This is a genomic window from Pseudomonas sp. UBA7500, from assembly GCF_002478435.1.
In the GTDB taxonomy this organism is placed as follows: Bacteria; Pseudomonadota; Gammaproteobacteria; order Pseudomonadales; family Pseudomonadaceae; genus Aquipseudomonas; species Aquipseudomonas palmensis.
Genome location: NZ_DLNW01000044.1, coordinates 62,040 through 76,358 on the forward strand (window position 1 = coordinate 62,040; position 14,319 = coordinate 76,358).

A 14,319-nucleotide genomic window follows, 5' to 3' on the forward strand; every position below is an offset into this window, starting at 1 on the left:
GTACCGACAGGGTGGGGGTGTAATCACGAAACGTCAGGGTAAATCCGAAGGTGGCGACTTCATATCGGCGGGCGAGCGCTACTTGCGTTGCGCGAGGTGACTGGCCAGCGCTTTCAGAGACTCCAAGGCGAACTGCTTATCCGCCTCATTGAGCTCCTTGATGATTGCGTTTATCTGCACCCCCAGGTCCTGTGGCCGAGGGCTGATTGCCAGGAGTAGCTCATCGACGGGACAGCCGTACAAGTCGGCCAATTGCAGCAGCTTGGACACCGAGAGCTCAACGAAGCCTCGCTCCAGGCGCGATACAGCTTCGCCGGAAATCCGCAGATGCTCGCCCACCTGCGCCTGGGTCAAGCCTCGGGCACGGCGATACTTCGCCAGCTGGCGACCGATTTGATGTGGGCTAGGCTCTTTGACTGGCAACGGGAGGCGCTCTTTAATTCGACCTATATGGTCGAACAGCAACCCAAAGATATGAGCGACTCAGAAGGTTGACTCACAACTCTACGAGGCGTATCACTGAAAATATGTTGGATGACTCGACCGTCACCACGGAGGCAACGAATTGCACGGATCACACCAGAGTGAGGCGGATGCGTTAGCGATCAAGGCCTATGAGCTGTTCATGGCCAGCCATCTGGAACCGGACAATGGGGGCGCACGCGCTCGGTTGATTGCCTGGGTTCAGGAGAGTCCGGCGCACTGGCGGGCGTTCCTTGCCCTGGACCAGTACTTGGAGGAAGTGAAGCAAATGCTAGAAAGTGAGCGGAGCAGGAGCGCCGGGCAAGAATGAAATAACAGCAGCAGCCGATGTTGCCCGCTGAGCTGTCTGCATCGTGCCAGTGATATTGCGCTGCGGGCGGCAATTCCACGGAGTACCACGCATTTTATCCGGACTTGCGTGGCGCTGTCTTGCCACCTCCCTTGCGCGAAGAACTGGCGTTGTCGTTGGCTTTCTCGCGCATGGTCACCGAGGCCAGGCGGTGCGGCAGGATACCAATGCGCCGCGCCTCTACCTTGAACGTCACCCGAGCGTTGTCTTCGCTGTCCTCCCATTCCTCCTTGACCATGCGCCCTTCGACCAGGACGCGCATGCCCTTCTGGTACAGCGTGCTCCAGTGTTCGGCGTCGCGGTTCCAGAGTTCCACGGGTGCCCAGTAACCGCCGCGATCCTCGTAGCCGCCTTCTCGCGGTACCGGGTTGTCGAAATAAACATTCAGCCGCAGCAGGCGCCGCGGCTCATCCGGGTTGGTGTTGAACTCCTGGAATTCCGGAACGCTACCGATGTTGCCTTCACCAACAAACAAAGTACTCATACGGGTTACTCCTCGGTGGGGGTACGGGTTAGTGCGAGCTCGGCGGCCTCGAGTTTGCTAACTCCAGTGATGGCCTGGCGATACAGCGACTGCAGGCTGCTCATCTGCAGGTTCAGCACCACACGGTTGGTCTCCAGCTGATACAACGCCTGCCGCAGTTCCGGGTGCAGACGCGGCTGTACCACCGTCTCCTGCCACACCTGCACGCCCATGCGCTGAAAGTCCGGGCTGCGCCAGCGCAGGAAATCGGTGCCCGTCGCGCTGTGCTGGACGACCAGGCGCAGGTCCAGCAGCGAGAAGGGCGGCTGGGCCATGATCGCCAGCATCACCGCCATCAACTCGGCGACCTGGGCGCGAAGGCGCAGGATCGTCTCGGCGAACTGCTGCAGCTCCCCCTTACCCTTAAAAGGCTTTAAAAGGCCTTTTAGGGAGGCACCTTGTGCGAGCGCGCGATAGGCATCCGCTGACAAACGCCGCGCGATGGCTTCGGCCAGGGTCATGTGTCACCTCCTTCAATGGCGGCATCCGGAGTGAGTTGTTCATCGACCACTGGCGGACTGGCGCTTTCGAGCTTCGGCGTAGGGTTGCTTCGGGCGATCGGCGGTGCGAACTGGGAGCGGCGCGTCCCTTCGAGAATGTCTTGTGGTAGGACGCCAAATTTATCGATGGCTTCGCGGGCGCGGGCGTTATTGGCGGCCATGTCATCCCGGCTGACGCCGGCCACGCGGTAACGCTGCGCGAGGCCGAACAGGCTACGCAGCAGATGCGCACCGCAATCGATCCAGGTCTCCATGTCAACCCGGCCAATCAGCGCGGTATGGTGGGCGAGCAGCACCCTGCGGACAAACGAGTCGTAGTCGGTTAGCAGGTAGATCGCGAGAAAGCCCAGCTGGCTACCGATGAACAGCGGAAGGGTCACCGGATGGATGTTGAGGTTGTCGCCGACATCGACCTGAGTGGGCATGGCGCGTTCGACCTGGCTGACCTGCTGAGTCAGGCCCCCCATTTCACCCCTGGCCTGCAACAGCTTCTCCTCCAGCTGCAGCATGAACCAGTCGGCATACGGATCGCCCTGACTGCTGGCATGCTTGAGCAGGTTGGTAACGCTGATGTAGCCGGGCATGCCCAGAATCGGATGCACCCCTTCACGGCCACTGCGACCCTGCCACAGCCGCGCCGCGTGATGGGTGTGCAGGGTGAGGGTGATGCTGCTGCGCAGAGAACCTAGATTGAGCTGATAGTGATCGACCATCGCCAGTACCTCGTCGTCGGAATGAGGCCGACGATGGGCGTATCCGCGATGCTCCGCGCGGATCAACGCGAAGCTGCTTTGCCCGTATTTTTCAGGTAATGGACTTCCTTGGAAATGATCGCATCGGCATTGATTCCACCGACTTCCAGCCCTAACTAGCCACACTGGCGCCGCGACAGCGTTGCTTCAGTTCTTGCAGACAGGAAAGCGCGAGGGGTGAGGCGGTGCGCTGACCGTTGCGGCGTGGCCGTTCGCTGAGCGGCTCTGACACGGTTTTCGAGTTCAACGCCGGCGAAGGTACGGACGCTGCGGGTGCCGTCTCGGCGCGAGCGGCCCACAGGGTGAACTCCCCTTGGCAGGCGCGCTTGATCAAGCCCATCAGGTAGGCGATCGGTTTTCGGATCTCACCGCGGGCGCAGCGCACCGCTGCTTCGTTGATGACCGCTTGTTGCTGTTCGGGTTCGAGCTGACGCATCGCCTGGGAGGCCATGCGTCGCTCGGTCGGGCTGAGGGGTAGATCCTCAGGCCATCGCGCTCGTCCAAACTCCACCTGCGCCAGTACCGTATCTTTTTTGCTTTTGACTTTCTGTACTGTACAGCCGGCGTCGGCATTCCGAATCACAGCCGAATCCGGCGACTTGCCGCAGAGTTTGGAATCGGTTGGCGAGGGTTCAGAACTCCGAACGGTGTGGTGTTCGCTTGGTTCGGAATTGTTTGCAGCATCGCTCGAAAGCTGCAGCACCTGTTGTTGCGCTGACGGCCTAGGTGAGACGAGTTTCTCCTTGTCGACCTGTGCGACCTGCTGGTCGGCCTGGATTTCCGCAAACACATGCTGCGTCACCTCACGTACGCCTTTGGTCGCATGGGTGAGGTTTTGCTGTAGCAGCGCCGCATAGCCGGCGTCCAATTCTAGCTGTTCCGCCGGGGTCAACGGATCGCCATGCAGCACGTAGACGCAGCCACGCAGGCAGCCTTGCGCATCGCGCGTACGCTCGACCAGGCTGAGCCAGCGGGTCGTCCGGAGGACGTTGAGGGCGCGGGCGATTGTTTCACGCGACGCCTGGGTGCCACAAGGACTCGTTGCCAGGTAGGGCTGCAGATCCTGATAACGCGGCGTTTTTACCTGGCGCTCGGTGATCAGCCAGCGCAGCACCTGCCAGGTATTGCGCTCCAGCGGTGTCAGGCGGCGATCGAGCAGCAATGCCTGGGGTAAAGGATTGTTGTCGCCGTAGTAGATCGTGCGTAGCGCGGGCTCCTCCGTGGCGGCCTGCAGCTGGGCCTGCGTCGCCTGCCACTCGAGACGGCGCCGAAGCGCGTCGTAGCACTGGCGCACAACATCCTGCCAGTCGACCTCGTAGAAGCTCAGCATGGCGTACCTCCGTACAATTCGACCTGCTGCCAGACCAGGGTCAGGCTGATAAGTTGTTCCTCCGCCAGCATCATCATCGTGTCCAGCGGATCGTTTTCCGGATCTTCCGCACGCAGCTGGCTCCAGCGGTTCCATACGGCGTGCTCCTGGTCTTCGCTGAGCTGAACCGGTCGGCCGCGGTGGGTCTCGATCTTAAGCACGCGGCGCCGCAGTGCGGTTTCCGAATGGTCCAGGCCGAAGCAGCGGTACATGATGTTGGAGCTCGCACCCAATTTGAGTGCCCGGTTGATCAGTCTCTCGTTCTGTTCGTCACGATCGGCCTGGGCGATGAGCCTTCGCAGCACGGTCGTGTCGACTTTCACCTCGACCCAGGCAATTGACGAGTGCGCCAAGTGGGAGAGGGTGGTGGGCGGCAAAGACTGAAGCACCTCAATGTCTTCGTCGGTCAGGCCCAGGGCCTTGCAGCGCTGCAGACGGCCATGGCGCAGCTCATGTAAAACCTGGTTCAACATGGCGTGGTTCAACAAATTGAAGGTCGTGCTCATGAGGTTGCTCCTCACGTTAGCGAGTGGGACGACAGCGTCAGCTCGATCAACCGTCGGGCGTGACGGATCAGCGTGAAGAGCTGCTCCAATTGGGCGTCGGGTAGTCGCTCAAGGCCGATCGTCAGGGCAGGGCGCTCGGCGAACGGCATTTCATAGGCGCCGATTAGTAACTGGCCGAACAGCGCGGCCGGTATTTGCTGACGTTGGTGCCACGTCACCTCATCCTGCAGGCGCAGCAAGGCGGAGAGCAGCAGCTGAATGCCGGTGTGTCGCGGGCTGAGCAACTCGATGTGATCCGGTGACAGGGTGAACCCGAGGCCGTCCGCACAGGGACCGACCATGGCACTGGCGTCGGCATACGCGGCGAGCTCGGCCGCCAGTGCGGCGCATTTGTCCCGCAGGGTGCTGATCTCATCCTGCGAAGGCGGATGTGACAAAGAGGAACAGACTGATGCTTGAGCGCTTTCCATGTCGTCTGGCGGCATCGCTGAAAGAGGGTCGTCGCTCAGCGCCTGGCGTATGCGGGGGAGGCGTAGTTCTTGCGCCGCCGTGGTCTCGCCGGTGCCTTCCGTGTGAGCTGGGCTGGGCAACTCATTCGCTGTTTCAGATCCGTCTCCGTAGCCAAATGGCAGTCGTGAGGCCTCGCCTGGTGGTTCCTGCGACCGAGCTTGAACAGTGTTCAAGCGGGGAGGCGAGAGACGCGGCTCCTGGTGCATGTCCAAGGCCAGCAGGCGCGGTGTTTGCTTCAAGATTACCGCCATTTTCGCAATCAGTTCGTCCTGCAGCTCGCTCGAATCCAACTCGGGTTTTTCACCGTCGAACGCCGACAGCACTGCAAACCATAACAATGCGAACTCATGAGCATCACCGAAATACTGGTTCCAGACCGATTCCGCCCGGCGCCGCAAGCTGATGAGCCGTTCGATGGCGGGTTTGCCCAGACCTGCGTACAGCACCTGTGGAATGGCCGGCAGCAAGTACTCGAGCGCATCGAACATCCGACTGATATGGGACTGTGAGATCGGGTAGCCATCCTGGCTCAAGCGCGCGGAGAGCTCGCGCTGACTGAGGGATTTGTCCGGCTCCTGAAGCATGTCCTTGAGTCTTGCGACGGCGAGCGCCCGTTCGATAAAGGTGAGCTGGCCGTGCAAATCACTCTCGGCCAGGTGTCCGAGCAAGGCATGCGACTCGGACTGCCAAGGACGGAACAGGCAATGGATGCGAAAAAAACGCTCCTCATGGGTCTCCTGCCAGAGCTCACCGAGGATGCTCAAACGCGTGTTGCCACCGTTCCGGATGATGAAGTGCTGCTCGTCCGGACGCCGGGTGATTGCGGGCGGCTGGTCCAGGCCGCGTCCGCGGATCGAGGCTTTCAGCTCGTCATACAGCGGGTTACGGATTACGCGTGGGTTCAGCTCATAAGGGCGCAGTTGTTCAAGGCTAACCACCATCGGCGTGTCGCCGACCGGCACGGCCGTGATGGCACGGCCGTGTTTTTCTGGGAAATGCGCCTGCTGCAATTGACGCGTGATGTCATCGGAAGTTGGCGGCTTCATCACACAATCTCCGATCAGGCGCGACGGATCAGTCGACGGCCGCCAGCAGGCGGTTGGCCGGATACGTGCGCGCCCGAGGCGACAATTCGCTCAGCCCACTGCGGGAGCAGCTCGATCGCCAGCGCACGCATGACCTCCGCAGCGCAAGGTCCGCGGCTGCCTGGGGGTGGGATGGGCTCGACTCGGTGCGCAGGCAGCCCCATCGAAGCGGCATTGAGGTAGGCCACCCGGTCGGGAATCACCGTGCTACAGACGCTGACATGGGGATCCGCTTGGAAGGATGCCCTCAGGCTCTGAGTTATCAAGCGGGTATCGCGGCGGTTGGCATTGACCTGGTTGAGCAACAGCTTCACCGCCGGCAACGCGACACCTAGGTAGCGATACGGCTCCAACTCCTCGAACAGCCCCAGCGTGCCACGGCGCAGCTCGCGCGCAGCAAGCATTTCGGGTGGGACCGGGCACAGGGCGCAATCGGAAGCGAGAATAACCATCTCCACCACCACGCTACGTGCGCCCTGGGTATCGATAATGAGCACATCGTAGTGATCCTGGAAGGCGGGCAGGAGATTGCGTAGCCGCAGGCGGCCATCAGGGGCATGTAACAGCAGGGTGCTGATGTGCCCGGCGCGATCGTTGGACACGATCAGGTCGAGGTGCTGGATGACTGTGGTGCTGACGACTTGCTCAACGGCCGTGAGCCGCTGGGCGATGAGTTCGTAGCTACCGACTTCACGCGGGGTGCTCAAGGCGTAGTAGCTGGACAACGTCGGTTGGCTGTCGAGGTCGAGCAGCAACACCTGCAGCCCAGCGTCGGCAAGCAGTCCACCCAGGTTGGCGGCGACGGTGGTCTTGCCCGCGCCGCCCTTGGTCGAGATTAGCGAGAGGACGTTCATGGGCTACTCCCTCACTGACAGTCGATCCTGAACCCACTGCTCGATCTCCACTGAATCCCAACCGACGGCACGCGTGCCAATGCGTCGGCACAGCGGGAATTGTCCGGCCTTCATCAGGTTGTAGATATGCGAACGCTTGAAGCCGGTTTTTTGTTCCACCTCATCGCGGCGCATGATATGGCGGTCGACCGAAATTGGGGCGGGGCTGGCAGGTTGCATGGTGTCACTCCTTAGCGCCATGTGGCGCGCAGTGGGAAGTGACAGTCAGTGAAGGCCTGCAGAGGCGAGAAGTCATTGCCAGGCAATGGCGCCCATTGCCTGGCAATTTGGCCTTAGGCCTGTTCGGCCTGGGCGAAATGACGTCGAGCTTCAGCAAATTTCCGATCAAGTGTACGTTTACTCAAGCCTGGAACGCCCGGGAATTGCGTCGTGATAGCATCTACAATGGCCGTCTGGGTTCTATAGATGGACTGCAATAATCCGCTTTTCGACTTCCCTAGCATGATGGCGAGCAACGCGCCGATGATCATGAAATAAACGCTCGTGGATACGTCGGAGGGCGCTTCAAACGCACCACCCTGACCGCTTAACTCCTGGCGGCGGGCTTGGTCGGTCATTTCTTGCATCAGTGCCCTGTAGGTTTGCCGCATTTTTTCCAGCGCGCGCTCGGCTGCGTCTAAATCCGCCTTCAGCGCCAGATAAGCGCCGAGGCTCACGCATTGGCAATGATCGATATTCTTGGCAAAGAGAAAAGCGGGCTTGTCATCTGGGTAGTACTGCCCGATCCAGACTCGCAGATCACAATAGCGGATGGCGAGGTGGGCTCGTTCGAACCGGTCGCTGGGGGTGACAGGATGCCCCAAGTACGTCGCAGGTAGGTCGCCGCAAGCGATCGCGTCGTAGATGCGCTCGACGTAGACGTTGAGAAATGGCCACTGCGAAAACTGCTTGAGCAGATTCACGGTCGGGGATAGGGCGACCTGCAAAATCTCTTCCTGGTGGGCGGCAAGGCCACACCAAAGTATTGCGGCATCAATCGGGCGGTAAGTGCTTTTAGGCGAGACCATGGGCGCAGCCTCCTGCTAACTCATCCTTGAATCGCTGCCGAGCCCATCTGTTATCGACTCGGTTCAGCGAGCTTTGATCCGGACGAATTTCCGGATTCGAAGTGGTGACCATTTACTTAATATTTGGTTCGTTCTGAAAAATTTGAGTGCGACAAGTTTCGACGCACTGTCGCATAGACAGGCAAGGGCGGATTATTTTGTATGGCATACACAAATTGCTGGTTTCTGGATGCTCCTTGGAATCGCGCATCACAATCAAAGCAACGGCTCAAGCGATAAGCGCTACGAATTTAGCTGACGCAATCAATCGGGCGTGATGCTGCATTTCCAAACTCAGGTAAATCACCACAGGCGGAACAGACCCACTGGCGAAGGCGCCCAGTTGAGCTGGGAGCCGACTGCGAGGCTCTCAGGAATGCCGATGATGCTTTGATCCACCTCACGGTGGGGGGAGGAGTGCTCCTTGGAAATCGCCGACCATGGGGTTCCCGGAAATATACAGGGCATGGAGTTCATCTCGATGGCTCATGAGTGATTGCCCGAGCTTGCAGCCGTTCTCACCTCAGGCTCTCAACTAGAGGCATCGAAGGTAACGTCGCCCGTGACCCAGATTGTATGAATCAGGACATCCGCAATGACCCTCCGTGACAACCCAGACCTAGCGCGTTCTTATGCTCCAAATGATTGTATCGACGCTATCGAGGAGCCTCAGGGTCAGTTCGATTTGTTGAACGGGACGCTGGGTTACGCGATCAAGCGTGCGCAGATGCGCTCGGTAGAGCTACTGGGGGAGATGATCAATGCCAGTGGCTTGACGCCGGCTAAGATGACCGCGTTGTCCTTGATCGGTACGGAGTCAGGTATCAGCCAATCGGCTCTGGGGGAAAAGCTGAGCATTAACCGTGCAAGCGTCGTCAAGGTTGTCGACACTCTCGAGGTTCTGGGCTTCGTAGTACGGCATCCCACCCCTGGCGATCGTCGTAGTCACTCGCTGGCATTAACCAATGAGGGCAAAATCAGACTTGGGAAGCTGCACGCGCAAGTGCAGGAATTCGAGCAATCCATTTCGTCAAAGCTCTCTGTTGAAGAACGCAGTCAGCTGATCAGTCTTTTAGAGAGGGTAGCGGTTCAGTCTTGACGTCCAGACACGATTGCGTTTTTGCGGCCTCACGGGGCGTCCACAGGCACACCTCCATATGCAGGTCGGTGTAGCGCGCAGTTTTGTCCTTGTCGTAGCCGCTAGAAAGAAACGCGATCGCCGCTGGTACATTTGCTGCTGACGAGAGTGTTCCGCGCATCCGCGCCACCTCACCGCCTCTGCCGGTACCGACATTAGCAGGTGAGCGGATAGGCACAATGTCAGTGGAGCCTCGATCATCAGGTTAACTATGCGGCTCAGGTGCACGCCATTCTCTGTGTCCAACTGGTTGTGCCCCGATACAGGCAAGATGGTGGAACAGAGCATTTCTCCACAGCGGAGCGCAGGGTGCTCACCGACTTGATTTCAACGATCACCTTCGTGGGCAGGGCCAGGCGTACAGTGGCCTCGGATCAACGTCGTCATTGCGCTGCTGTGCTTGCGATACCGAGACAATGAGTCCAGAATCAAGGCCATTCCTGTTTCAGGAATTATTGAAAACCCTTTGATTTCAACGGGTCGGACACCAGATGCGAGTCTCGTTTCCCGCTCCAGTATTTGGAGCTACAGATCGAAAGGTCTGTAATTCGTCAGAAAGAAGGGCCACTGAAAAGTGGCCCTTTTTTCGTTGCGCAACAATCCTCTTCGAGTACGTGAGACAGGACGGCTTCAACCGTCCAGGGCCTGCTGTGTGTTCAGCACGGTCTCCAGGCGCGTTTGCACCTGGCGTACTTTCCGGGCCAGCTGCGGCGTGATGTGCGACCCCGCAAGCTGGCATTCCAGTTCGGCGCACAAGGTGGCCAGGGCGAACGCCTGAACCGAGCACAGGGCGCCGCCCAGGCTGTGCAGTACCTGCGCCAGGACGCCGGCATCGGCGTTGTCCAGTGCGACGTGGATCTTGCGCAGGTCGTCGCGCATCGAGGTGATGAACAGTTTTCGCATCGCAGCCGGAACGTGGACGGTGTCGACGTCGCTCAAGGGTGTGGTGGCGGCGTCGTCGACCTCGGTGAAGGGCTGCGGCAGAACCAGCTCGCAGTGCTGCAACAGCTGAGTGCGCAAGGTGTGCAGGTTCAGGGGCTTGACCATCCAGGCGTTCATGCCCACGGCCGCGCAGCGCTCGCCTTCATCGCGCATGGCGTTGGCTGTGATGCCGATCACGGGCAGGTCGGCATCCTGCTGGCGCAATGCCTGGGTCAGCTCATAGCCATTGATAACCGGCATGTTGACGTCGGTGAGCACCAGGTCGTACGCCCCGGGCGCCCAGAGTGCCAGTGCCTGCTCACCGTTGAACGCCACCGTGACCACGCAGCCCAGGGCTTCGAGTTGCTCCTTGATGATCGCCTGATTGATGGGGTTGTCTTCGGCTACCAGAATCCGCAGGTCCAGTGGCTGGCGGGTGCCCGCTGGCCAGGCGCTGTGCTGCGTGTCGTGACCGCCGTGCGCCAGGCCCACCGCCCTGGCGATCGCGCGAACGTCGTAGGCATCGACTTCCCAGCCATCAGCGCCGTGGTCGGGTGGGTTGGGCCCGCCCGGTACGGCGTTGATCCGGGGGCCAGCCCACGCTTGACCGGACGCGAGCATGTCCACCAACAGTGTCGCGTCGTTGCCCGAACCCATGTCGCTGGCCAGCGGACGGGCGTCGACCCCCAGCCGAACGAGCCAGGCGCAAAGGTGCCGGGCCAGTTCCGGGACGGGGGCGCGCACGTACACAGGGGCGGTGGATGGCTCGAGTTCAGGACAGTCGGTGAGTGCGCCGGGCGCGCGGGGCAGCTTCAGCTGCAGGGTGAAACTGCTGCCCAGCCCGATTGCACTGACCACGTCGAGCTGGCCGTCCATCAGTTCGCAGAGCCGGCGGCAGATGGACAGGCCCAGGCCTGCGCCGGCCTCGCTGCTGGCGTCGCGCACCTGATAGAACGGGTCGAACAGATGCACCTGCTGGGCCTGGGAAATGCCCAGTCCCGAATCGCTGACCTGCCACTGCAACTGGCTGTATTCGCTGTCCTGTTCCACGACCCGAGCCCGCAGCACCACCCGGCCGCTATCGGTGAACTTGATGGCATTGCTCAGCAGGTTGTTGAGGATCTGGCGAATGCGCAACGGATCGCCGCGCAGCCGGTCGGGCAGGTCGGCATCGATGCAGGCATACAGTTGCAAGCCTTTGGCCTGGGCGTATGCACTGTAGGTGCCGAGTGTGGCCTCGATCATCTCCAGAGGGCAGAAGTCCAGATCGTCGATGGTCATCTGTCCGGATTCGATCTTCGACACATCCAGCACGTCGCTGATCAGCTGGAACAGGGTGGCCGATGATCGCTGGATGGTCTGCAGGTAGTGCTGCTGGCGCGGGTCGAGCGCGGTCAGCCCCATCAGCTCCAGGGTGCCCAGTACGCCGTACAGCGGTGTGCGGATCTCATGGCTCATGGTGGCCAGGAAACGTGTCTTGGCTTCATTGGCGGAATCGGCGGCCAAGCGCGCCTGTTCAAGGCTGGCGGCATCTTCGACAAGCCGGGTAACGTCATGAAAGGCGCACAGCCAGGCGTTTTCGCCGTGGTAGCGGGTAGGCACAAGGCTCACGTGCCAATGGCGGCCTTCAACCTGCAGATCGGTTGAGCCCCGCTCGGGCAGGTCGTGCTGTCGACGCAGGGCGCCGATCAGCGTGGCGCTGCCGTGGGACTGCTGGGCGTGCTGGTTTTCCAGCAGCACCGCGTAGTCGCTGCAACGCAGCACGCACAGACCGGCTGGCGCCGTGTCGATGACGGCTCGACTGAAAGCCTCGCTCTCGGCGATGTCTTCAAGTGCACGGTGGGCAGGCAACACCACATGCTTGCGATACCAGTGATTGAACGCCCAGCCGCCGCCCAATCCGGCCAGCATCAGTGCAACCAGCCCCAGCAGCGGCCAGAAGGCATAGTCCACAAAGCTGTTGAAACCGATCACATAGATGCCGGTCCAGGGCTGCTCGCCCGGGCTTGTCACACGGAACACCAGCCCGTCAGCGTTCAGGTTCAGGCCTTCATGCAGCACCCGATCGGGCTTGAACTCGCCCACCAATGCCTCGCGGGTGGGGGCGATCAGGCTGAAGTGATCGTAGATCGACCACTGCATGATGCGTTCGATGTTGTTGACCTGATCCAGCGTGAACATGGACGCCACCACCACCGAGGGGCTGGCCCCTGAAATGTGCAGCCGGGTTGCCGACAGGTCGATGTCGACATACCCCAGCACAGTGGCAGGGGCATCGGGGCCTGCGTCATAGGGCACCCACTGCACCTGGTGGTCCTGCGGCGCGTGGTCGTGCAGGCTCTTGCCCACCTGGCGCACCACACGATCGAAGTCCTCTTGTCGGGGCCGACCCGTGCCGCGCAGGCGCCCCATGGCCGGTACGCTGATATCGAAGTTGTCCGGCAGGTTGAACAGCAGCACCTGGGGCGATTGATAGTGCGAAGCCGACCAGAATGCACTGTAGTAGTTGGCCAGGTTCGCCCCCAGGGTAGAGACGCTGACGTGTTGCGAGGCTGCGATCCTGGCCGGGTTGATCTTCACGCTGAACGGCAGGGAGAAGGCGTATTCGAGTTCTTCATAGACCGCACCGGTGGCATCGGACGAAGACCGTTGCACCACCACCGGCACACTGGAGGCGCCCAGCAGTTGGCCTTCGGCGCTTTTGCGCGACACAGCGCTGAGAAAGGCTTCCTGCTCGCGAATGTTTTCCATCAGGCGGGCGAAGTGAAACTTCACCGTGTCTTCCTGCTTCTGCAGCACGCGATTCACGCCCCAGTAGCACAAGCCAGTCAACAGCAGCGCCAGGCCCAGGAGCACGGCGAGCCCCATGTTCAGGCGCAGTGAACTGCTGGCCAGCCTGTCCAGGCGGGTGTAGCGGTGATTCATCGTGCAATCCCGTCAGTGATGAGGCGCGTCCAGACCCAGTCTATACAAGAGCTGGAGTGCTTGCCGGATCATCCCGGGTGCCACACCCCGTGCGGCCCTAGCCCTGCGGTAGCGTTCGGGTGCGGTTTTCAGCCACGAGCCGCCATACGATCATCAGGCCGGCAAGCCCCAGCCAAGGCAGCAGCAGCGCATTCATCACCTGCCAGCCAAACACGTCGAGCAGGCCGCCTGCGCCAAACGAGCACGTCAATCCCACCGCAAAGATCGCCATGTCGTTGGTCGCCTGGGCCCGGCTCTTTTCCGCCGGGCTGTAGGTTGTGGTCAGCAAGGCCGTGCCGCCGATGAACAGGAAATTCCAGCCCACACCCAGCAGAACCAGAGCACTGGCAAAGGCATTGAAGCCCGTGCCGGACCAGGTGGTCAGAACGTGCAAGGCCAGCAGCATCACCCACGCCGCACCCAGCCGGGAAATCAGGGCGCCGGTGAAGAACGAGGGCAGGAACATGCCCATCACGTGCAACTGGATGACGGTGGCGGCCGTGGCCAGCGGATGGTGATGGTGGAGCATCGCCAGCGGAGTCGCCGTCATCGCCAGTATCATCACGCCATAGCCGGTCACCGCGCCGAACAGGGCTACCAGGTAGGTCGGCTGCAGGACGATCCGTGCCCATGGCCGGCCCTTGTCCAGGCCCGCCGCCGGTGGTTCGGTGGCAGGCATATCCAGAAACAGCAGCACGCCCAGCCCCAACACGGCGACGACGGTCAGCAGAACAAATGACCCGAAGTACTGCGGGCCTATCCACTGGCCTCCGAACCGCGCCAACGCCGGCCCCAGCAGTGCAGCGACAATGCCACCTGCCAGCACCAGCGAGATGGCCTTGGGACGCAAGCTCTCGTCCGCGACCTCGCTTGCGGCAAAACGGTAGAACTGGGCAAAGGCCTGATAGGTGCCGACCAGGAAGGTGCCCAGTGCGAGCAGGGCCAGGGAGCCGAACCATATACCGGCGGCAGCGACCATGCCGCCGGTCACGCCCAGCGCCGCGCCAAGTACAAAGCCGGCCCTGCGCCCGGCGTTTGCCATGAATGACGAGGCCGGAAACATCGCCAGTGCGGTGCCCAGGAACATGCTGGCGATAGGCAATGTGGCCATGTCGGCGCGGTGGGTCAACTGGGCGCCTGCCAGTGCGCCGATGGTCATCACCAGAACCGAAACCGTCTGGAACAAGGCCTGTGCACTTGCCAGAATGCCGACCTGCCTGTGCATGTGTGTTTTTTTCATCTTGCGTGCAGCCTCTGTC

13 protein-coding genes are annotated in these 14,319 nt (G+C 61.1%); 1 reads left to right on the forward strand and 12 read right to left on the reverse strand.

The genetic code is table 11. The features are described from left to right. Positions 1 to 78 precede the first annotated feature (78 nt). The 10 genes from B4I46_RS17325 to B4I46_RS17370 all read right to left on the reverse strand — a co-directional run bounded on the left by B4I46_RS17325 (position 79) and on the right by B4I46_RS17370 (position 7,998). Positions 79 to 423 carry a helix-turn-helix domain-containing protein gene (locus B4I46_RS17325; protein ID WP_286901144.1) on the reverse strand — a complete coding sequence of 115 codons (345 nt, stop codon included), beginning with the start codon at positions 421 to 423 and terminating at the stop codon, positions 79 to 81. Positions 424 to 887: 464 nt separating this feature from the next. Continuing rightward, a complete protein-coding gene (locus B4I46_RS17330; protein ID WP_286901146.1) occupies positions 888 to 1,316 on the reverse strand; it encodes a single-stranded DNA-binding protein in 429 nt (142 codons plus the stop codon). A gap of 5 nt (positions 1,317 to 1,321) precedes the next feature. Further along, positions 1,322 to 1,816 (reverse strand): DUF3158 family protein, encoded by a 495-nt coding sequence (locus B4I46_RS17335; protein WP_286901147.1) that lies wholly within the window; start codon positions 1,814 to 1,816, stop codon positions 1,322 to 1,324. Beyond that, positions 1,813 to 2,568: a PFL_4669 family integrating conjugative element protein gene (locus B4I46_RS17340; RefSeq protein ID WP_286901148.1), complete on the reverse strand. Its 756-nt coding sequence runs from the start codon at positions 2,566 to 2,568 to the stop codon at positions 1,813 to 1,815. The genes B4I46_RS17335 and B4I46_RS17340 overlap by 4 nt, the downstream gene beginning before the upstream one ends. 151 nt (positions 2,569 to 2,719) lie before the next feature. Continuing rightward, the gene (locus B4I46_RS17345; protein ID WP_286901149.1) at positions 2,720 to 3,937 is read right to left on the reverse strand and encodes an STY4528 family pathogenicity island replication protein; all 1,218 of its coding nucleotides are present in this window, start codon (positions 3,935 to 3,937) and stop codon (positions 2,720 to 2,722) included. After that, positions 3,931 to 4,482, reverse strand: a complete 552-nt coding sequence (locus tag B4I46_RS17350) for a DUF2857 domain-containing protein (RefSeq protein WP_286901151.1) — start codon at positions 4,480 to 4,482, stop codon at positions 3,931 to 3,933. The genes B4I46_RS17345 and B4I46_RS17350 overlap by 7 nt, the downstream gene beginning before the upstream one ends. A gap of 11 nt (positions 4,483 to 4,493) precedes the next feature. Further along, a complete protein-coding gene (locus tag B4I46_RS17355; RefSeq protein WP_286901152.1) occupies positions 4,494 to 6,038 on the reverse strand; it encodes a ParB family protein in 1,545 nt (514 codons plus the stop codon). A 14-nt stretch (positions 6,039 to 6,052) separates the two neighbouring features. Further along, the gene (locus B4I46_RS17360; RefSeq protein WP_286901153.1) at positions 6,053 to 6,931 is read right to left on the reverse strand and encodes a ParA family protein; all 879 of its coding nucleotides are present in this window, start codon (positions 6,929 to 6,931) and stop codon (positions 6,053 to 6,055) included. Positions 6,932 to 6,934: 3 nt separating this feature from the next. Then, positions 6,935 to 7,150, reverse strand: coding sequence for an AlpA family transcriptional regulator (locus B4I46_RS17365; RefSeq protein WP_286901154.1), 216 nt, complete (start codon positions 7,148 to 7,150; stop codon positions 6,935 to 6,937). Positions 7,151 to 7,263: 113 nt separating this feature from the next. Continuing rightward, a complete protein-coding gene (locus tag B4I46_RS17370; RefSeq protein ID WP_286901155.1) occupies positions 7,264 to 7,998 on the reverse strand; it encodes a hypothetical protein in 735 nt (244 codons plus the stop codon). Between the two features lie 634 nt (positions 7,999 to 8,632). On the opposite strand from B4I46_RS17370, the gene B4I46_RS17380 reads away from it, so the two are divergent. Next, positions 8,633 to 9,136 (forward strand): MarR family winged helix-turn-helix transcriptional regulator, encoded by a 504-nt coding sequence (locus B4I46_RS17380; protein ID WP_286901156.1) that lies wholly within the window; start codon positions 8,633 to 8,635, stop codon positions 9,134 to 9,136. A gap of 669 nt (positions 9,137 to 9,805) precedes the next feature. On the opposite strand, the gene B4I46_RS17385 is transcribed toward B4I46_RS17380, so the two are convergent. Continuing rightward, a complete protein-coding gene (locus B4I46_RS17385; protein ID WP_286901158.1) occupies positions 9,806 to 13,021 on the reverse strand; it encodes a hybrid sensor histidine kinase/response regulator in 3,216 nt (1,071 codons plus the stop codon). Between the two features lie 97 nt (positions 13,022 to 13,118). Continuing rightward, the gene (locus B4I46_RS17390) at positions 13,119 to 14,300 is read right to left on the reverse strand and encodes an MFS transporter (RefSeq protein ID WP_313717877.1); all 1,182 of its coding nucleotides are present in this window, start codon (positions 14,298 to 14,300) and stop codon (positions 13,119 to 13,121) included. Between the last annotated feature and the right edge of the window lie 19 nt (positions 14,301 to 14,319).